The 19,710-nt window shown below is 55.8% G+C and carries 16 protein-coding genes and 2 tRNA genes; all 18 read right to left on the bottom strand.

Annotated elements, in window-relative coordinates; all coding sequences use genetic code 11:
- Positions 1-307 precede the first annotated feature (307 nt).
- On the bottom strand, positions 308-619 hold the full coding sequence (locus FY258_RS00005; protein ID WP_182279342.1) for a hypothetical protein: 312 nt from the start codon (positions 617-619) through the stop codon (positions 308-310).
- Between the two features lie 283 nt (positions 620-902).
- Positions 903-978: transfer RNA gene (locus FY258_RS00010), tRNA-Ala, on the bottom strand.
- Positions 979-1,039: 61 nt separating this feature from the next.
- A tRNA-Ile gene (locus FY258_RS00015) sits at positions 1,040-1,116 on the bottom strand.
- Between the two features lie 56 nt (positions 1,117-1,172).
- Complete coding sequence (locus FY258_RS00020; protein ID WP_259324368.1) at positions 1,173-2,084, bottom strand: VanZ family protein; 912 nt, start codon at positions 2,082-2,084, stop codon at positions 1,173-1,175.
- 1,085 nt (positions 2,085-3,169) lie between these two features.
- A complete protein-coding gene (locus tag FY258_RS00025; RefSeq protein ID WP_182279343.1) occupies positions 3,170-4,132 on the bottom strand; it encodes an Abi family protein in 963 nt (320 codons plus the stop codon).
- A 282-nt stretch (positions 4,133-4,414) separates the two neighbouring features.
- The gene (locus tag FY258_RS00030) at positions 4,415-5,206 is read right to left on the bottom strand and encodes a hypothetical protein (protein WP_118102305.1); all 792 of its coding nucleotides are present in this window, start codon (positions 5,204-5,206) and stop codon (positions 4,415-4,417) included.
- Between the two features lie 113 nt (positions 5,207-5,319).
- Entirely contained in the window at positions 5,320-5,571 is a 252-nt protein-coding gene (locus FY258_RS00035; RefSeq protein WP_310592046.1) for a YjzC family protein, read from the bottom strand.
- Positions 5,572-6,050: 479 nt separating this feature from the next.
- Positions 6,051-7,517 carry an oligosaccharide flippase family protein gene (locus FY258_RS00040; RefSeq protein ID WP_259324369.1) on the bottom strand — a complete coding sequence of 489 codons (1,467 nt, stop codon included), beginning with the start codon at positions 7,515-7,517 and terminating at the stop codon, positions 6,051-6,053.
- Positions 7,518-7,523: 6 nt separating this feature from the next.
- Entirely contained in the window at positions 7,524-8,543 is a 1,020-nt protein-coding gene (locus tag FY258_RS00045; RefSeq protein WP_182279344.1) for a glycosyltransferase family 2 protein, read from the bottom strand.
- Between the two features lie 10 nt (positions 8,544-8,553).
- Positions 8,554-9,708 carry a glycosyltransferase gene (locus tag FY258_RS00050; protein ID WP_118102308.1) on the bottom strand — a complete coding sequence of 385 codons (1,155 nt, stop codon included), beginning with the start codon at positions 9,706-9,708 and terminating at the stop codon, positions 8,554-8,556.
- Positions 9,709-9,865: 157 nt separating this feature from the next.
- Positions 9,866-11,317 carry a lipopolysaccharide biosynthesis protein gene (locus tag FY258_RS00055; protein ID WP_147350700.1) on the bottom strand — a complete coding sequence of 484 codons (1,452 nt, stop codon included), beginning with the start codon at positions 11,315-11,317 and terminating at the stop codon, positions 9,866-9,868.
- 31 nt (positions 11,318-11,348) lie between these two features.
- Complete coding sequence (locus FY258_RS00060) at positions 11,349-12,821, bottom strand: sugar nucleotide-binding protein (RefSeq protein WP_118102310.1); 1,473 nt, start codon at positions 12,819-12,821, stop codon at positions 11,349-11,351.
- Positions 12,822-12,916: 95 nt separating this feature from the next.
- Positions 12,917-13,939 (bottom strand): dTDP-glucose 4,6-dehydratase, encoded by a 1,023-nt coding sequence (rfbB, locus tag FY258_RS00065; RefSeq protein ID WP_118102311.1) that lies wholly within the window; start codon positions 13,937-13,939, stop codon positions 12,917-12,919.
- A 10-nt stretch (positions 13,940-13,949) separates the two neighbouring features.
- On the bottom strand, positions 13,950-14,852 hold the full coding sequence (gene rfbA / locus FY258_RS00070; protein WP_118102312.1) for a glucose-1-phosphate thymidylyltransferase RfbA: 903 nt from the start codon (positions 14,850-14,852) through the stop codon (positions 13,950-13,952).
- A gap of 16 nt (positions 14,853-14,868) precedes the next feature.
- Positions 14,869-16,359, bottom strand: a complete 1,491-nt coding sequence (locus FY258_RS00075; RefSeq protein WP_182279345.1) for a GNAT family N-acetyltransferase — start codon at positions 16,357-16,359, stop codon at positions 14,869-14,871.
- Positions 16,356-17,471 carry a DegT/DnrJ/EryC1/StrS family aminotransferase gene (locus FY258_RS00080; RefSeq protein ID WP_118102314.1) on the bottom strand — a complete coding sequence of 372 codons (1,116 nt, stop codon included), beginning with the start codon at positions 17,469-17,471 and terminating at the stop codon, positions 16,356-16,358. The genes FY258_RS00075 and FY258_RS00080 overlap by 4 nt, the downstream gene beginning before the upstream one ends.
- Before the next feature lie 143 nt (positions 17,472-17,614).
- Positions 17,615-18,622 carry a glycosyltransferase gene (locus tag FY258_RS00085; protein ID WP_118102315.1) on the bottom strand — a complete coding sequence of 336 codons (1,008 nt, stop codon included), beginning with the start codon at positions 18,620-18,622 and terminating at the stop codon, positions 17,615-17,617.
- Between the two features lie 8 nt (positions 18,623-18,630).
- Positions 18,631-19,710, bottom strand: coding sequence for an EpsG family protein (locus tag FY258_RS00090; protein ID WP_118102316.1), 1,080 nt, complete (start codon positions 19,708-19,710; stop codon positions 18,631-18,633).

Genomic DNA, 19,710 nt, shown 5'->3' on the forward strand with positions numbered 1-19,710 from the left:
CCGCGCAAAGCGTTATTTGCGTCTCCATATTTTGCACATATCTTACACGCACCGACCGTCCTTTTACACTACATATAGTGTTCTTCAGACGCTCACCGCCCTATAGATACCGATTGCCGATGCTGGATATCTTTGAAAGCGCTTTTGAACTATTTAAAGCAGGGCATCTCGGCGCCGTATTCCGCGCTGAGTCTTATCGATTTGGATCTGCTCCTGTTCTTCTAGTCGCACTGCAACGCTACATGCGGCCAGATCTCCATTCCCATAGACGCATCCACCTATATATGTGTTTCTTCCGCCTGTGAATCTACCGCGCCCATCTATATATGTTGATGCGCGCAGGGCTGCGATCTATGGCAATGGTTATTTCTCTTGCAATAAAGGGGCTATAGCCCACCTCGCGGCTGACAGGCGTTATCCGTGCGTTTGCGGTCACTTCGGGGGCTTTGTCGTGAATGCTCTCTTTAACGCAGCGTGAGCCGACCCATGGCGGCACAAAGCGATCTGCGGCAATGCAGGTCATTCCGCGGCAGCACACGACGATCAGCGGCAGCGAGTTGAGATTCGGGGCAGCACAATGCGATTCGCGCGCATCCATCCAACGAGTCCCATTGGCCATTCTTACCAAGCTTCTTCATTCTTATCTAGCTACTTATATATAGCTTCGTTTGATTTGTTGCAGTGGGTGCCTGTTGCCTGACGCTTGGTTCTTTGGGGGCATCTCGTTTACCTCGGGCTTTTCTTGGCCGGGTGCATACATATATATGTCGATGCACTCACCCACTGCAACATTTCTCGCCGAGTACGCATCCGCGGCGTAATCGCCCTTTGCAATGGCTAACCTTGAGGGCGCGAGGATAACAAAAAAGCCGGAGCATATGCCCCGGCTCTCTAGGTCTATGTGGTGGAGGTTAGGGGGATCGAACCCCTGACCTCAGGCTTGCAAAGCCCGCGCTCTCCCAGCTGAGCTAAACCCCCACGTAGTAATAAACACCCCAGCGGCGACTCGGCTCTCGCTGGGGTGTTTATTGCGAAAGAATGGTGGACCTGACAAGGTTCGAACTTGTGACCTCCCGGTTATCAGCCGGACGCTCTGACCAACTGAGCTACAGGTCCAACGCGGGGATTAATATAGCCCACAGGGGGAAGCCTCGTCAACAACTTTTTTCAAATTACTTTCGAAAGATGAGGCGATAGACGGCCGATCCCACACTCCAAGCAATGAACACGCAGGTAATAGCTGGTATGTAGCCGGATGCGTCAAGAAACAAATCGAGCTTGTCGAAGTGTCTCGCGGGCACAAATAGCTTGTGATACTGATCCGCAAAGGAAACGGCCGCGCAAGCCATCACGCCAAGAACGTACATGAGCCACGTCCGCCAGATGCGGATGTGTCCGCGTGGGCTACGACGATGGGCCCAGCCCGACATCCACGCCAGCACGTTGAGCGCAACAACACCGCCCATCAACGCGAACTCCACCACGTGCGCCTGCTGTCGGACCGAGAGGCCGTGATTGGAGAACTTAACCGAGAGCAACAGGATGTGGGCGGCCGTCCACTTGATCGGATTCTCCTCAAAGGTGGGAAGCTGGCCGGATTGGACCAGATAGGCACCGTATTCGGCAAACGAGCCGGCGCTGGAAGACAGCGCCAGGCTGTCTGACGCCGATTGCTCCGTGAGATAGTAGATGGTCATCGCGCCAAAGACGAGAAGGCCCAGGCAAAGAAGGCGTGCGATCCAGCGGAACGCGGATGCACCGCGACGAGATTGCGCGGTCGCAGGCTGCTGAGATGCATCCCGTCGGGATGATTGACGAGCTTGGCGATCGGGTTTTGCCGGCGAGGGGTCGTAGGTATCGGGGTCGTACGGCGATACGGAATACGCGTACGGCTGCTGCCCGCGCTGCGGATACGCCACAGGCTCCGTGGAGGGATTCTGCTGCGGGGCAGTGGGGCGGCGCATCTGCACCGTTGGGGTATCCTGCACGATACGAGGCTGTGGAGCGGTACTCCCCGGCGAAGCGGGCAGTTGGCCATTAGCCGGTGCGCTTCCATAGTCAAACGGGTAATCGTCGTTAGGCATGTTGACCCCCTTCCAATTGCCATCATTTTCCTACGCTTTTATGCCGAACGCGGAAACTGAACGGAATGGGCATGAGCGGGGGGCGGTGCGCTGCGCGCATCGGAACAGATTGCTCGCCACAGCACATCTGGCACCTTGCAACACCCCTAAATGAAAGAAACAACGAATTCCTTCTTTTAAAGGGCTTTACTTCGACTTATCTGAAAGAAACCCGGTTTTCTTTCCACGCCCATTTCAGCTGGGGCCCACCACCCCTTGGAGTAATCCCAGAAAACGGCCACCCCTAGCTTGCCGGCCCCAACCGTCTCTCGCCCGTGCGCCCGCAAACCGAATCCATGGCGACCGGCCTTGCACGTGACGAAATCGCGAACGGTTCGCGAACGGGCGCGGTAGGGCGCGAACGATTCGCGAACGGGCGCGGTAAGGCGCGAACGATTCGCGAACGGGGCGTCAGGCCGACAACTACTCCTTGAAGTACACGAAAGCGCTACCCTCTTTACGGCGGGCGACCTCCCCTTTCTCAAATAGTATCTTAAGTCTCTTCTGGGCGGTTCTTTTCGAAATGCCTGGTAGCATCATCATCACATCGCCGACGCCGAACTCTGCCCCGGTCGATTCAAAACACTTCAAGACGTCATTCTCATCATGCCTGATGCGTTGTTCGTCCTCAGGGGAATCAGAGGCACTATCTTGGTGCAGCTCGATAGGCAAATACCCGTTTAAGCGAATATGACCGCCCTTTATATCAGTCACAATCGGTGATAGCCACTCATGGTGTCACTCGCAATATCAGTCACATCAGTCACAACATCAGTAACAACATGAGTGACAATGAGGATGCTGGATCCATCCGCGCCAGGTCGTTAACCAATATAGACGCCTCTACCGCGAATCGGCGCGCGCGTACGCAACTTTAGATCTACACGCTGTATAAAAACCGGGGAGACTCTCCCTACAGAAAGCCTCCCCTTTAAACGGGAGGCTTAGATTACGCCTCACCGTTTTGTCAAGCTCCATTATTATCTTGCAGCGCCGTATTCGAGTCAATCCGCCAACTCTCAAATCGCAAGGCCTCCACGGGCAGGTCAATCACCATTCGTCGATGTCCCGTACCACGCGTTTGCCAAAATGCGCATGTATTCAAACATTGTCCTAATTTGATCGCATTTCAAGTAATAGTCTTTGTGTTTGTCCATGCGTTCGAGGAGAAGATTCAATCTCTCCCCCGTGTGGCTGCACACCCCATCGGATGCCATCATATGATGAAGGTATAGCGCCGAGGTGATGTGCTGGATTCTGCCGTTGCTCAACTTGGATTTGCGCATCGCTTCCGCAACCCCAGCATCCCGCACGGCATTAACGACTTCGCGGCTAGCCCGGTGTTTGGCTGTGCCCGACTCTAGACCGTTGAGGATACAGTTGTTATGGCCACATGCATTCCGCAAGTTTTTAACATCCTGGAGCAAGTAATACCGGCCCTCCATGCTCTTGTCGCCGCCTTCCCAAGAACAATGCTTCCAGAAATGGCAAAAAGTTCCAAAAGGTATTAGCTCCAAAAACACCCACACCGGTATTTCGTCATCACGATAGCGTTCGATCATTTTATCCGTATAGACGCCAGCACTTCCACGATTGATCTCGTCAAGAATGCGACAGACAGGCTCTCCCTGGGGGTTTATATGTGTCTTTGCTTCCAAGAAAGAATGAACGAGCTCGTATCCATCCCCAGAATGCTCTTCTATCCACGAGAGCAGATCCATTTTCGCAAAATGCTCGACATCTATCGTCATCGGCAGCAGCGTCTGCCTTAGAAGGTAGTCTATGATCGAGAGATCCTTTAACATGGCAAAATCCAAATTGATGTACTTGCCGTCGTTCTCCCCGCCAACCACGCGGGGAAACCCATGCCTGTAGGATGCAACACGAAAATAGTTGCTGTTCGCAGCGAGATACCGCTCCGCCTCACCCTCCGCCATCAAGTCGAAGGTTATGCCTTTTTCCTTCAAGCATTGCACCTGCTCGACGGGAGACAACCACGGCTTCCTCATGTTCGCACCATCCCTGCTCGTGTCTCTTGAATAGACTATGCGCCACAGCTTCGTTGCCCGGAACCTTGGCGGACGGCGCATCGTTCAGATCAACAGGCGCCATCATTTTGGGAGCAGCAGAGACCGGGGTTGCAATAAACCGTGTGTAAACCGCATCCGCCGTGGCGGTGATCGCAGTGGATGCGATCATATACGAAGAACGAGAACGCATCACAAGCACGCCAAGCCAGGTCACTTACCCGTGCCGCGTCTGCGTAACCCGTTAATGCCCAAAACTCCCACCTACAGAAGCTCTTCAGCATGCTGGACGATATATTTTCGTAGCAACCTCTTCCTAGCTTCATCATTTGCATAATGCCAAGGCCTACCGATTATCGTCATTAAATTAATTAGCTCGGCCTCTAGAGAGCATACGACTGCCCAGGAAACCTCACCGTCGTCTTCCAGGCCCAATAATTTTTCACGGACCGAGAAAACGAGCCGATTGATCTCATCTACACTGCAATCAACGAACGGCTGTAGGTAACAGGTCTCTTTAAGGGCCGTAATTTCACTATCCAGCTTGACCAACGCCCGATGATAGGAGGTCCTGTCGGCCTCTTCAATGCGAACAAGCCCACCAGGATAGAAGCAACGGCATCTTTTCATATCGTAAAAGTCATCAAAGGAATGGGGTTCAAGTCCAGCTGCACGCGACAACGTAGAAAACGCATCGTATAGCTCCCATGATTTATCTACATAAAACCTGTATTGAAGATCCAATGTGGCATGCCTTTTGCCTTCAAAATCCACTCGCTCTTTGAGAAACAGCAGGGTAAAGGAGCCCAAAACCATTCCGATCAATTCTGCGACGATTCCACTGGTTCCCAACTCGGTAATCGGGTCGAATGCCAGGTAGACGCCATACGATAGGAAGGCGAATGGGATGATTATCCACCAGTCGGCCAAGGCGGCAATGCTCCTCTTGAGAAATCGAAGAGATCGGCGGCAGGGGAACCACATCTTCTTGAAAAGAAATGAAACCCAATCACATAACCCCATTTCGTAGGTTCTGCAATCAAATAAAACCCTCACACCTGCTCCTCGCTCATCCAGTTTGTCCTTTTCTCAAATCATGAGAGCCTATCAGGCGCGATAATTGCCATCAGCGGGGCGCGTCTTGAGCGGCTTAGCTTCCACCCGAATCCTTAACATGTCTTTTTCCACCTGCGTCCAGCCTTTTGGGTTGGAGGCAGACGGTCGCCCTGCTGTATTGTTGCGTAGCGCGGATTGGGGATAGACCCACCCCTGGGCCCCACCTCGATGTAACGCCCAGAAGAGCGATTGTCTTCCCCCGGTTTATGCAGCGTTTTGTTGCCCACAATCATTCCTTTCCACTTGATATCAAACACAAACGAACGTTCGTTTTTCTGATAATACCTCATGGAACAGGTCAACATTTAGATAGTATTACTATGCTCACCACTATATATTGTGTTTCAGCAGTTCAGCGAGCTTCAGTTTATTTTCGAAAGCAAATCTCCTGTCCCTTAGGCGAAGGATAATTGCAGTAAAATGCTTCACCTCGTTCACCGGACCTACACAAAAAGCACTTTGGGAATCATGTTTAATCGAGATCTCGATTCCAAATATCTATATCTTGTGCCTCTCATATTTCGTCGTGCCCCCGATATGCACTAAGAGGCAGTCCGATCGGCCATCATTATGAGTGTTGTTGTCATTGATAATTAGATGGAGAGAAACACTAGGCCGTAGCCGTGATAACTGGGTCTCATCCGCCTTTCCGAATTGGCACCCAATCCTGATTCTGCAACTGAAATGGAGGTGCAGACAATCTGAAAAGCACCGGCGCCGAGCATCGCGAATCGACTATTTCATGTCCAGGAATCCTTGGGTAGGCCCTGACCAAAACCCACACTCACCCGCGCTGCAAGGCCGCGCGGGCCTTCCCGACCAGCATGAGGGCCGTGTCGTCTCGCAGGGCCACTGCGACGGCGATGTCCACGGCGCTGTAGGCCAACAGGCCCGCGATCGCGATCGCTCCGGGACCGGCGGAGAACGCGGTCGCGAGCAACCATGCGCAACCCGCGGACACCGCTACGGCGACCGCGTTGGACGCCGCCATGCGCGCCAAGTCGCGCAGGCGCACGAAGGACGAAAGCACGTCGCGGGCGCACCAGAGCTCGATGCACAGGACGGTCGCCTCGGTGGCCAAAAGCGCAACGCCCGCGCCCACCGCCCCGAACGGGCCGTCCAACAGCAGGTTGAGCGCCACGCTCACCGGGGCTGCCGCGATGCTCGACATGGCCATCTGCCTCTCGCGGCCCAGCGGGGACAGGATGCACATCGCCACAAAGTAGCTGACGCACGACATGAGGCTCACCGCGCCAATGATCCGCACCGGCGCAACCGCGCCGGCAAACGCCTCGCCGGACACGAACAGGACCACGGGCTCGGCGAACGCCAGCAGGTAGCACATCACCGCCAGGCAGATGTTCATCGTGAAACCAAAGCCCGTGCGCACCAACCTGCAAAACCCCGCAACGTCGTCAGCCATTTGGTCGTGCGCTATCCGGGGCACGAACACCCCCGTCACCGCACCGACCACGCTGCATTGAACATGTTCGATCTTCACGGCGAGCTGATGCAGCCCCACCTGGTAATTTCCATGCGATAGCACGCCAAGCATCGTGCTGTTGAACGAGAGGTACACCGACTGCGCGATTGCCTGCGCGCCAAACACCATGAGCGGCCTGATGTGTCGACGGACATCCAGCTTGCCAACACTCTTAAAATCGAGCAGCTTATGGAGACGAATAAGGTTGAACAGGTTGTTTCCGCAGGTAACGAGCGCAAGGATCGCACCGTATACCAGATAGTCACCTGGACGGCGGACGAACAGCAACGTCGCGGCAAACGCCAGCATCTTGAACGCAAGGCTGCGAACCGTAATGTATGAGTACTGCTCGATCCCCTGATAGAACCACTCAACCCCATACGAGAGCATCAGGGTTCCCAGCAGGAACATCCACATGAGCGGAGCAACGGACGCAAAGCTCGGCACAACAAAGATGGCGACCGCGAACCCAATCACCACTACAGAGGTCGTAGCCGTAATGATAATGAGAAGCTCTTTTACCACGCGCGCCAACTCACGGGCATCGTCCCGCACGCGCGCGCATTCGCGCATGCCATACACGTTGACACCCAGGAGGCACAAAGCAGACGCCCACGTTGACACGCTCTGCGCAAACGAAACGTCACCCAAGCGCTCCACGGAGAGTACGCGGGAAACATACGGAATGGTGATGAGCGCCACGATCAGATTCGATGCCGTGAGCAGCGTATTCATTATTGCGTTATGGGTTACGAATCGAGTTTTCACGGCAGCCTACTTTGCACGCACGCGATTACGCAAGCGCTTAGCGGCCTCAACGGCCAAGACGCCCACACGCAGAAGGCCAAACCAACCTCTCTTGAGCGCAAGCATCTCCCAGCGCTTATCAACCCGGAGCTCCTTGCTCCAGGAACCCCATAAACCAATAGACTCCACGCGAGACTGAATGGTCGCAAGCTCACGCACTTCCTGCTCGCACGGCAAACCAGACTTTACCAATATGTGCACCAGGCTAGTCACCTGCAAAAGCGCGCTTTGATGCGCGAGCGCAAGGCAATCGGAGCCTAAATGCGCCGCATATTGCAAAAACGCCCCCAACGCCACCATCAAATCATCCACGTACCGGCCCTCATAATGCGCCGTACAACCCCGCGGGTTAGGACGGTAAAAGTAAAGCGGAGCGTCAAGATAGTAAAAGCTATGTGCAGTGCTTGCGAGCGGCATGAGCTGTAGCAAGTCCTCCGCATAGGTCAACCCGCGGTACGCCGAATAGTCCGCATTGATATCGACAACCTCACGCTTACAACATTTGCTCCACACGCTGATCAGGAAGCCCTCACACACCATGCGCTCAAATTGACCGTAATCACGTCCATCGTACAGGCCTTCGGCCAAAGGAAGCCGACTTTCCGGAGCAGCCGCATAATCCGGAGTGCGGGCAAACGAGAATCCGATGATATCCGGCTCGCAGCTATCAATAACGTCTGCCAGCCTCTCCAGAGCATCAGACCGCAGGACATCATCCGCATCGAGCGTCACGATGTAATCCCCCAATGCGTGGCCCAGCGCTACGCGACGCGAGAGCAGAAGGCCGGAGTTTTCCTGGTGAACCACCGCAACGTTGTCGCAAGTAGTCGCAAAGGCATCGCAAACCTCAGCAGATCCGTCGGTCGAGCCATCATCAACCAGCACCACCTCATAATCCGATAGAGTCTGGTTGAGAATTGACGCCAACGCGTCATTTAGATGAGGCAGCGCATTGTAGACCGGAACAAAGATTGAAAATCGAGGCATTGGATCCCCCTTATGCAGACGTGCCGGGCTGAATCGAAGCATCAGAACAGCTGGAATCCCGCTCAATCCGCAATTTCTCGATCTCTCGGGCAATCGCACGTGCATCCGGAATTGTCTCTATGAGATTGTCCGCCACTTCCGCGCAGGCAGAGCCCCTCATGACGATTGCCCTCGTCCCGCATGCTATCGCCTCGGCAACATTCATGCCGAATGTCTCCTCAGTGCTGGGGTTAACCAAAACGTCTGCAGCGGAATAGATTTTCGCAAGTTCGCGCTGGTCGTTAATTCGAGGCAGGCCGACAACACGACCCCTCGCTTCTCTTAACTGCCCACGCCTGAGGCCAACCAGGACCACAACGTATTTGTCGCGATCGAGAATATCCGCCAACTTTAAAAAGATGGGCAGACCCTTCCTCTCAGCCCATTTTGAGGCAACGCCTAGCACCATGAACCGATCGCCTACCTTGTGCGCCTCTCTAAATCCGCTCTGCGTTGGTTTGAACACAGTTGAGTCGGCAACATGGGGCACGACAATTGTCTCGTATTTGGAAAGAAAGCTCCGGTCGACGTAACGCTTGAGCCATTCCGAAGGCACAACCAACGTCATGCGGTCAGCTGGCAACGAGGTAAAGATCCTCTTCTTTTGCTCGTAATTCCACTTTTCCATTCCCTTGCGAAACGTCTCCGGATACGCGTCCTGTATGGGGCAGGGCGCCGTGAACCCGCACCCGTCCTCCCATTGACCACAACCTGCATCATGAAAATGAATACAGTGCCCCGTTATTGCCCAACAATCGTGAAGGGTCCAGATCACCTTGCAACGATGCTGCAACAACCAAGCAAAGAGCATTTCCACGTTAATGTAATAACCCAGGAGAGAGTACATGTGCACAACGTCGGGATCAATCTGATTAAGCTGATGCAGCAACCTTCTTGTTATGCCTTGTGAGTGAAACCCCGGCTTTCCATCCAGACGAGTCTCGAGCGCATCGAGACAGACCTCGGGGATGGCGGCGATTTTTACCATATGATCGTCTTGCTCGTGGGCGCCTCGCGCCCAGAAAACCCAAGACTCATGGCCCGACTGCGTCAACTCGCGGTGGCGTGCGAACATAATGGAATATGCCCAGTCATACGAACGAGCATTTATCTGCACATACTTCATCTACGACCCCGCTTCCACCCTCAGTTCAACGGGGTCCACGCAACGCCAATATAGTGCTTGCTATATTACATTTTATTTACCTGGCGGCTATCAAGACCTTACGATCAAATGAAATGGCCGGCCGTATGCGAGGCTCCACATTCCGCACCCACGTGGCCTATCGCCCAAGCGCCTTCTTCAGCATCGACATAATGTAGGTAAAGGACTCGACCTTAAAAAGAGCGGAGAGCCCAAGGTAGGCAACGGCGAAAACAGCGATTTGTCCAAGCACCGTAATGAGAGCGCCAGTTGCGAAGAAAGTCACGGAAAGAGCGAGGGCAGCCGATGCGAGCGACAGGACGCAAGCGGGAAGAATATCCCGCACCTGCTCGGCATATGAGTACCCGATTACCTTCTTGTTGGGAAACGCATTCACAAAGGTGGATATAAGACCGGTGAGCATATAGCTCAATACCAGCAGCTTGACGTCCCTCAAAACGAATGCGCAAAAAAGCAGGTTAGCAAGTCCATAGCTCTTTTTTATTATTTCCAGTCTGAGAAACAGGTCGCTTCGCCCCATGCCGTTCAAGGCCTGCAAATTTGTGGTGTGAATAGGAAGAAGCGCATACACAAAGCAGTAGATCTGCAGAAACGGCACGCTGCTGACCCACTGGTCACCAAGCAGCGCAGGTACCAAAACCGGAGCAATAACCGCAAAGAGCGTCATGGACGGGAAAATCAGATAAGTAGAAGTCTTAAGAGCTCGGCGCACAAGCCTTTTCACGGCGCTCAAGTCATCTTGAACGTGCGCCACAGCAGAAAGCATAACGGGCTGAATGGCGCCGTCGAGCATACTTCCAACTGCCTGCGGGTACTTCTCTCCCTGCGAGACGAGGCCGAGCTGAGCGGAAGAGAACTGCTTTCCGATTACCAGATTTCCCAGGCTCTGGTACACCGTGGCGAGAAGGCCCGAAACAAGCAACCTCCAACCAAACGAAAAGAACGCCTTAGCACGCTCCAATTCAAAACAGAGTCGAGGTTTCCAGTCGACCTCAAACGCCAAAACAATGCAGTTCACGAGCTGGTACATCAGCTGCTGGACAACAAGAGCCCACAATCCGAAACCAAACACAGCAGCAGCGATGCCACAGAACGCAGAGAGAATGACACTGGATATGGTTGCGATAAAAATCTTTCTAAATTGCAGGTCCCTAGTCACCTTGGCGATCTGGATGGAGTTGTAGGCATTAATGACAACGATGAGGCCAATACCACGCAAGGGCCAAACAAGATAAGGGAGGGCATAGAACGAGGCAATTGCAGGCGCAGAGAAAAAGATAGCCAGATAGATGATGACGGATATGCTCGCGCACATCCAAAAGACCGTGGAGTAGTCCCGATCCGATACATCTTTCGCCTGGACAAGCGCGGTGTTAAGCCCGGATTGGACAATTACGTTGCCAACGTTAACGAACACCAACATGATGGCCAACGCACCAAACTGCTCGGGCGCCAAGAGGCGCGCCATAACAATTTGAACGATCAGCTGAATGACGGCATTCCCGCCTCGTTCCATCAGCTTCCAAAGAAGAGACGAAACTGTAGCGGTTTTTAACTCATTGTTATCCACGAGTACGGCTCCAGGTTGCAATTACAAATTCTTACAGCGCTGCCATGTACTCCGCGAGCTCCTCGGTCCAGTCGCGGGGCGAGAAGCCGGCCGCAGAGATCTTGGAGAGGTCGAGGTCGGAGTGCTCGGGGCGCGGGGCGATGGGACCCTCGGCGGCGGCGTAGTAGCCGGCCGTCGAGACGGGCTCCACGGCGGCGCCGTTGCCGTTGGCGATGTCGAACACGCGGGCGGCGATGGCGGCCCAGGACTCCACCGGGCCGGAGCCCGTGAGGTTGTAGGTGCCGTACTCGCAGGGCGAGCTGGGCTCCACGTCGCCGTCGCGGTAGCCGAGCAGGTGCAGGATCCCCTCCGCCATCTGGTCGGTGAAGGTGAGGCGGCCGAGCTGGTCATCGACCACGGTGACGCGGTCGAGGGCGTCGGACGCGTCGGCCACGCGGTCGGAGAGCGCCGCGATCGTCTTGACGAAGTTGCGGCCGTCGCCGATCACCCAGCTGGAGCGCACGATGTAGTGCCTGGGGCAGCCGGCCACGGCCAGGTCGCCGGCGGCCTTGGACTGGCCGTAGACGGAGAGGGGCGACAGGGGCTCGCCCTCGGGGTGGTTGCCGGCGGTCCCGTCGAAGACGTAGTCGGAGGAGACGTGCACCAGGGCGATGCCGTGCTCGGCGCAGGTGCGCGCCATGAGGGCGGGGCCGGCCGCGTTGGCGGCCCAGCAGGCCTTGCGGCCCTCGGGCGTCTCGGCGGCGTCGACGGCGGTGTAGGCGCCGCAGTTGATCACGGCTCCGTAGAGGGACCAGTCGTACTTAGCGTAGTCCTCCGGCTTGGAGAGGTCGAAGGTGTCGATGTCGCAGTAGTCGAAGCCGGGCAGGCCCCGCGCCTCGGCGGCGGCGCGCGCGGCGCGGCCGAGCTGGCCGTTGCAGCCCGTCACCAGCGTGCGCCTCGGCGCCATGGGCAGGGCGTCCGCGAGCATGGGGTGGTTCTCATCGGCCTCGGAGAGCTCGCACTGGTCGAGCGGGATGGGCCACTCGATGCCGAGCTCCGGGTCGGCGAGGTTCACGAAGGTGTAGGTGGACTTCAGCTCCGCCGACCAGTGGGCGTTCACCAGGTAGGTGTAGGCGGTGCCGTCCTCGAGGGCCTGGTAGGAGTTGCCCACGCCGCGGGGCACGTAGATGGCCCGCGACGGGTCGAGCTCGCAGGTGTAGACCTGGCCGAAGCTCCCCCCGGGGCGCAGGTCGACCCACGCGCCGAACACGCGGCCGCAGGCCACGGAGATGAACTTGTCCCACGGCTCGGCGTGGATGCCGCGGGTCACGCCCGCGCCGTCGTTGAAGGAGATGTTGTTCTGGACCGGGCCCATGTCGGGCAGGCCCAGCGCGCGCATCTTCTCGCGCTGCCAGTTCTCCTTGAACCAGCCGCGGGAGTCCCCGTGCACGGGCAGGTCGAACACGAGCATCCCGGGGATGTTCGTGGACTGGGCGGTCAGTTCCTTCTCGAATTCGAGCGCCATGCGGACGCCTTTCTCCTCTGGGCGGGCGCGCACCGGCCCCTCCCCCGCCGCGCGGGCGGGGCGAGCCGGGGCGCGCGGCCGTGCTTGCGGTGCGTCTACTGGCCCTGCGCCCTGTACCTGGCCTCGGTGGCCTCCTTGGCAGGGCGCCACCAGGCCTCGTTGTCGCGGTACCAGGCGATCGTCTCCGCGAGGCCGGCGGCGAAGTCGGTGTGCCTGGGCTCCCAGCCGAGCTCGGTCCTCAGCTTGGTCGCGTCGATCGCGTAGCGGCGGTCGTGGCCGGGGCGGTCGCGCACCCAGTCGAAGTCGTCCTCGTCGCGGTCGAAGGCCCTGAGGATCTCGCGCAGCACGGTGATGTTGTCCAGCTCGCCGTCGGCGCCGATCAGGTAGGTCTCGCCGATGCGGCCGCGGGTCAGGATGGTCCACACCGCGGAGCTGTGGTCCTCGGTGTGGATCCAGTCGCGGACGTTCCTGCCGTCGCCGTAGAGCTTGGGCCTCACGCCGTCGATGAGGTTCGTGACCTGCCTGGGGATGAACTTCTCCACGTGCTGGTAGGGGCCGTAGTTGTTGGAGCAGTTGGAGATGGTGGCCGCAAGTCCGAAGGTGCGGGCCCAGGCGCGCACCAGCAGGTCCGAGGACGCCTTGGTGGAGCTGTAGGGCGAGCTCGGGCGGTAGGGCGTCTCCTCGGTGAAGCGGGCCGGGTCGTCGAGCGCCAGGTCGCCGTAGACCTCGTCGGTGGAGACGTGGTGGTAGCGTACGCCGTATTTGCGGCACGCCTCGATGAGGGTGTAGGTGCCCTCGACGTTGGTCCTGAGGAACGGGGACGGGTCGGCGATGGAGTTGTCGTTGTGGGACTCGGCGGCGTAGTGGACCACGGCGTCCGTCTCCGACACGAGGCGGTCGACCAGCGCGGCGTCGCAGATGTCGCCCACGACGAGCTCGACGCGGTCCGCGGGGAGCCCGTCGATGTTGTCGGGGTTGCCGGCGTAGGTCAGCTTGTCGAGCACGGTGACGTGGACGCCGGGGTGCTCGCGCACGACGTGGTGGACGAAGTTGGAGCCGATGAAGCCGCAGCCGCCGGTGACGACGATGCGCTTCGGCTCGAAGGTGGTGTCGGGCATGGTGCCTCCCCTAGTAGTCGAGGTTCCGGTTGACGAACTCGCCGGCGGCGACGCGCTTGAGGTGCTTCCCGTACTCGGACTTGCCGTAGCGCTCGGCGCAGGCGACAAGCGTCTCGCGGTCGATCCAGCCGTTCTCGTAGGCGATCTCCTCGAGCACGGACACGGGCATGTCCTGGGAGCGCTCGACGGCGCGGACGAACTCGCCGGCCTCGTGGAGGGACTCCATGGTGCCGGTGTCGAGCCACGCGTAGCCGCGGCCGAGGGTCACCACGGACAGCAGGCCGTCCTCCAGGTACATGCGGTTGAGGTCGGTGATCTCGAGCTCGCCGCGGGCGGAGGGGACGACCTCCTTGGCCCGCCCGCACACGTCGCCCGGGTAGAAGTACAGGCCGGTGACGGCGTAGCTCGACTTCGGGCGCTCGGGCTTCTCCTCGATGGAGACGGCGTTGAAGGACTCGTCGAACTCCACGACGCCGAAGCGCTCGGGGTCGTCGACGTGGTAGCCGAACACGGTGGCGAGGCCCCTCGTCTCGGCGTTCTCCACGGCGCGGCGGAGATGCCGGCCCAGGCCGTTGCCGTAGAAGATGTTGTCGCCGAGCACCAGGGCGCAGGGCTCCCCTCCCGCGAACTCCTCGCCGATGACGAAGGCCTGCGCGAGGCCGTCGGGGCTGGGCTGGACGGCGTAGGACAGGTTCACGCCGTAGTCCGACCCGTCGCGCAGGAGGTGCTCGAAGTTCGGAAGGTCCGCCGGGGTCGAGATGATCAGGATGTCGCGGATGCCGGCCATCATGAGGACGGACAGCGGGTAGTAGATCATCGGCTTGTCGTAGACCGGCAGCAGCTGCTTGCTGGTGACGGTGGTCAGCGGGTACAGGCGGGTGCCGGACCCGCCGGCCAGGATAATTCCTTTCATAGGATAGGCTCCTTGTCTAGTTTCCGCTTTTTACTATCGCCATGTCCTTCATGTAGGTTCCAGGCCACTTCACGGTGAGTGCGTCCGGATCGCACTCCTCACCGCGCAGCCACGAGACCAGAGCGCGAGGCATGTCAACGCCCGCGGCATGCGAAAACGGATAGCCGCCTCCAAAACGAGCATTCATCTCAAGAACCATGAGCTCGCCATCAACATCAAAAATATCAACATCCATGCAACCCGGATGACGGGAAAGTCGAGCAATGGTTCGAGCAAGCCTCTCGAATCGAGGGTCAGCATCTACAACCTCGGCGATATCGGTCTCGCCGGCGCGCATGGCAACTTTCTTGCGAACAGCGCAGCCTCTGTATCGACCCGAAAGATCGCAATACACGTCCATTCCATACTCAGTTGCATCAAGTCTGGGCTGAACGACAACGCCGCGACTCGGCGCATCAGAGGATGACTCGTAACGAAGATAGGACTTCCTCACTTTGCGCTCGACAATCCCGCACAGAACGTCAAGCTCCTTCTCATTCGACGCCTCAGCCAAGCCAATCGACCCCATCCCCCACCTTGGCTTTATAAACGCAGGGAAGGAGGTCTCCCCGCACTCAACCGCATCTAGGAAGCCCTGTGCACCGACATAGGTTTCAGGGCAGGGAATTCCCGCAGCAGCAAGGAGTTTCGAGGTCGCCAACTTGTCCGAGCATGATTTGGCAAAATCGTCGGGCGCAACAACAGGGAAACACCCTATCGCCTCAAATTCCGCCCTATGCGCCGCAAGAACCGGAATATCCACATCGAATAAGGGGACGACTGCGCCGATTCGCTCACGCGAACAGTAGTCGAGCATGAACGGGATGTACTCGTCGGAGTAGATAAGAGGGGACACGACACCCTTATCGGCAGCTACCAAAGCCGCTCCAGAGGAATCGCTATTTGACGCGTGCACCTCACCGATTCCGCCCAGGGCATCGCGAAGCCAATCAACTAGATAGGTCCTCCTGCCAGCAGAGGAGAGGAGGATATTCGGTTTGTCCGGCGTTAGCCAAACCAGCCTCTTTGAGTATTCAAGATTGCCGATCTCATCCCTTGCTCCATCTGTCTTGTAGCCCATTCCCTCATAAAGTGAACAGGCCGCAACATTGCTTTCGTGAGTGTTCAACATAAGACGTTCCATGCCCGATGAAACGGCCTCTCTTTCGAACGCTCGAACCAAGGCCGATCCAAGCCCACGCCCACGGTGCTCTTTGGAAACTGAAAGGACGCTCAAGTAGGCCGAGAGGCCAATCGCGTCGTTAACATAACCAGCCGCCAAACCAACAATCTCGCGCCCGTCGTATATGGCAAGCGCTATTCCTCGAGATAGAACTTTTGCCGCATATTCCGCCAAATCAACCTTTTGGGTTAGTGGTATCGGAAAGTCATTGTTAACGGAGGAGAGGTAGGCTCTTACTGTTTCGCCCGCCGAAGCCTCCAACCTTGTAATTGAAAACTGCCTCATCGCACACATCCCTTGATTACGTTACAAATCCGCTCCACATCAGAGAGCGAGAGGCCAGCATACATAGGCAGTGTCAGCACGCGATCAGATACCCACCTGGCAACGGGAACTCGCTCGCTGGAATACACCGCCTTGTAGCATGCAAAATCGGGGATCAAGGGGTAGAAGTACTTACGGGCGCCGATTCCGTTATCCGCAAGCGCCTGGAATACCCCATCGCGTGTAGCACCGAATACCAGCTCATCGAATACCACTGGCATGTACGCATGGTTGGGCTTTACGCCCTCCTGCGGATCGACCATCCTGATTCCAGGAATCCCTGCAAGGCTCTCGCGATATGCGTCCTCAACCTGAGCACGCTTGGCAATTTCCCCATCAACGTGGCGGAGGTTGCATACTCCCATCGCGGCACAGAATTCATTCATCTTTGCATTGCCGCCAACGTATTCAACGTCCTCAGGACCCGTTATTCCAAAATTCTTCCACTGATTCAGCAGGGGATAGAGAGTCGGGTCCCGAAAACACACGGCACCGCCCTCGATAGTATTAAACACCTTGGTCGCATGAAAGCTAAACATCGATGCATCACCAAACGATGCAACGGATTGATTCCCTCTTCGAACACCGAAAGCATGAGCCGCGTCGTAGACAACCTTAAGCCCGTTCTCGTCTGCAATCTCCTGAATCGCATCCACATCGCAGAGATTGCCGTAAACATGCACGGGGACAATAGCGGAGGTACGCGGAGTCACCAGGCTCTTGATGCTAGCGGGATCTATTGTGTAGTCATCAGGTTTAACATCAGCGAAAACAGGGACGAGCCCGACGCGAGCAATGGCGTGAACCGTTGAAGCAAACGTAAAAGGAGTGGTTATTACCTCGGACCCCTTCGGAAGGCCCATGGCCTCGAGCGCACATTCTAAGGCAAGGTGTCCGTTGCAAAAGAGCGCTACACTATCGATTCCAAGATAATCAATCAACCCGTTTTCGAGCTTTTTATGTTCTGCGCCCATATTGGTCAACCAATGGCTTTCCCAGAGCGGGGCTATCTCTTCAAAGTACTCCGCCATCTGCGGCATCGAAGACTGCGTGACCAGAATTTTATCGTTCATTTCTCCCTCATTCGTCTCAAAACCAACGACGTCTTACCAGCTTCAACCCTACAATTTGATAACTGCGTTCTGCCTCATTCGATTCCGTGCCAGCTGAACCCCATTGAATATATTTCACGATAGAAACGGAAGGCGTCCCATCTTCACCCTACCTGTCTCTCCCACAGCCTCGTCACCAAGCCAGGAGCGATATGCAGCAGTATAAGTAAGAGGCAATATCTGGAACCTCGTCTAGAAGCTGCAGCCCAAGCACGATCAAAAGGAAGCAACCTCTTTGACCCCTGCGCGTACATCAGGCTCAATACTCTATCATCGCGGAAGCTTCGTACGACATCCGCGAATTTATCATCGGTGTATCTATTGAAGTGGTCATACAGCTTCACATATTTCTCAATGGATGCTATTCTCGCGCTTCTATCAACATTCCACGATGCCATTGCCGAACCCTGTGCATTCACCCTATAGACAGCAGTGCAGTCTTCGAGATATATAGAGGTTCCACTACTAGCCAGGTATAATTGATGAGCTCGATCGCCGGAAAACGCACCGCTCGGACACTTCGGCTCCTTAAGCCATGTCCGCCTGTCAGCGAAGAAGGTTGCGGTTGGGATAAACTCCAAACTCATCATGTCTTCGGGATCAAGCAGTGGGCCTCGGGATAGAATTGATTCGTCCCGCTTATTCCTTGGCATCATCTTGCCAATCAGCTCTCCGGAATCCGCATCCATTAACAGCGCATTCGTTATGCAAAAATTACACTCACTGCATTTTGACATGGCATCAAATTGCTTCTGGAGCTTACATGGGTCCACCCAATAGTCATCACCTTCGCATAAAGCGATATATCGAGCGGCGCTCCTCTCAAGATATTCGTTGTACCAGTGAAAATTACCTAAGCTGTACTGGTTTTGCTCCTCATAAACACCTTTAATTATTTCCGGATATTTTGACTCAAAATCCCTGATAATCTGAGGAGTGGCGTCCGTTGACGCATCATCATGCACGAGAACTTGAAACGGGAAATCAGTCTTCTGAGATATAAACCCTCTCAAAGCGTCCCCGATGTACTTTTCTTGATTGTATGTGCTGCATATAATCAAGACATCAGCGATACTATGCTCCATCTCTTCCAAAGAGTACCCGCGTTTCATGAAATCACCTAATCAAATATGCTTACGTACGGAAATACAAGGCTAAAATTCCGATATAGATATAAAACGACAAACAGGACAACGAGCATAGAAATATATGCAGCAATCACCGCTCTCCCCCCTTTGCTCCTGGATGCGTCGCCTTCGATGAGCCTCCCCGCATCTATGATCAGAAATGGGGTACAGTACGCCGCAACCCGTGAGAAGATGGCCATGGCGGGCGACACCGCCGTCGCCATCACGCCAAGGCACAACATCAGAGTTGTTGGCGAGGAAATTCTGGCAGCAATTTGCCGATTTGCAATTGGCTTAACCATATATGCCGCAGCAATAGTCATCGAACACAGCAGGAAGTCCGAAAAATCGAAGTCACCTGACAGATAGATTCCCCTTAAATATTCATTGCTCGCATATGTTGCAATTTGCTTAGAAACCAGGGATCCCATTTTTACTATGACCGCACCAAGCCATGGGGATAACCCGAAAATGGCAACAAACAATATGATTAGAGAACGGTAGGTCATCCCAGCTCTCGACAACAGCGGCACCAACAAAACAATCAGGGAATACATGTGAAATGTAGCTGCCAGCATCGTAATGGCGGCAAAACTCTTCTTATCGCCATCCTCCAAGCTGAGCACAGCATTAAGTAAGAGCGCAATTGCGACAGATTGACGCACTCCGTTCATCGAGAAAAAGAAGAATCCGCTAAGGATAAACAGGGAGACACCAGTCGAGCAGCGCAGACCGGACCTAAATATTGCTATGTATACGCCCGCAACGATTACCGCAGAACAGATACCCAATATAAAATGATAGTCGAAGCTCAGCACTGATCCCATTTTCATTAGAAGAGTGAATCCGATTTCGAATCTGCTCTCTCCTGTTTTCAAATAGCGTTCGTACTCCCCGACATATATGTCGGTGTAATCTGCACCCACGCCCTCTCTAAGTGCTTGGACCAGAAACAGCACGATTCCACTTAGTCCAACAAAACACGCAGCAAGCTTTTTATTACCTCTCTCACGCAGCATATCGGCGATTAACGCAAATACAAAAGCCAAGGCAAAGGATACGAGATACACCAT

The sequence above is a fragment of the Collinsella intestinalis genome, from assembly GCF_902364775.2.
In the GTDB taxonomy this organism is placed as follows: Bacteria; Actinomycetota; Coriobacteriia; order Coriobacteriales; family Coriobacteriaceae; genus Collinsella.

Bases quoted from the DNA above. Each gene is read 5' to 3' on its own strand.
- FY258_RS00005 (WP_182279342.1), bottom strand. From the start codon at position 619: ATGGCCAATGGGACTCGTTGGATGGATGCGCGCGAATCGCATTGTGCT.
- FY258_RS00020 (WP_259324368.1), bottom strand. From the start codon at position 2,084: ATGCCTAACGACGATTACCCGTTTGACTATGGAAGCGCACCGGCTAAT.
- FY258_RS00025 (WP_182279343.1), bottom strand. From the start codon at position 4,132: ATGAGGAAGCCGTGGTTGTCTCCCGTCGAGCAGGTGCAATGCTTGAAG.
- FY258_RS00035 (WP_310592046.1), bottom strand. From the start codon at position 5,571: ATGTTGACCTGTTCCATGAGGTATTATCAGAAAAACGAACGTTCGTTT.
- FY258_RS00045 (WP_182279344.1), bottom strand. From the start codon at position 8,543: ATGCCTCGATTTTCAATCTTTGTTCCGGTCTACAATGCGCTGCCTCAT.
- FY258_RS00050 (WP_118102308.1), bottom strand. From the start codon at position 9,708: ATGAAGTATGTGCAGATAAATGCTCGTTCGTATGACTGGGCATATTCC.
- FY258_RS00060 (WP_118102310.1), bottom strand. From the start codon at position 12,821: ATGGCGCTCGAATTCGAGAAGGAACTGACCGCCCAGTCCACGAACATC.
- rfbB (WP_118102311.1), bottom strand. From the start codon at position 13,939: ATGCCCGACACCACCTTCGAGCCGAAGCGCATCGTCGTCACCGGCGGC.
- rfbA (WP_118102312.1), bottom strand. From the start codon at position 14,852: ATGAAAGGAATTATCCTGGCCGGCGGGTCCGGCACCCGCCTGTACCCG.
- FY258_RS00075 (WP_182279345.1), bottom strand. From the start codon at position 16,359: ATGAGGCAGTTTTCAATTACAAGGTTGGAGGCTTCGGCGGGCGAAACA.
- FY258_RS00080 (WP_118102314.1), bottom strand. From the start codon at position 17,471: ATGAACGATAAAATTCTGGTCACGCAGTCTTCGATGCCGCAGATGGCG.
- FY258_RS00085 (WP_118102315.1), bottom strand. From the start codon at position 18,622: ATGAAACGCGGGTACTCTTTGGAAGAGATGGAGCATAGTATCGCTGAT.
- FY258_RS00090 (WP_118102316.1), bottom strand. From the start codon at position 19,710: ATGGTGTATCTCGTATCCTTTGCCTTGGCTTTTGTATTTGCGTTAATC.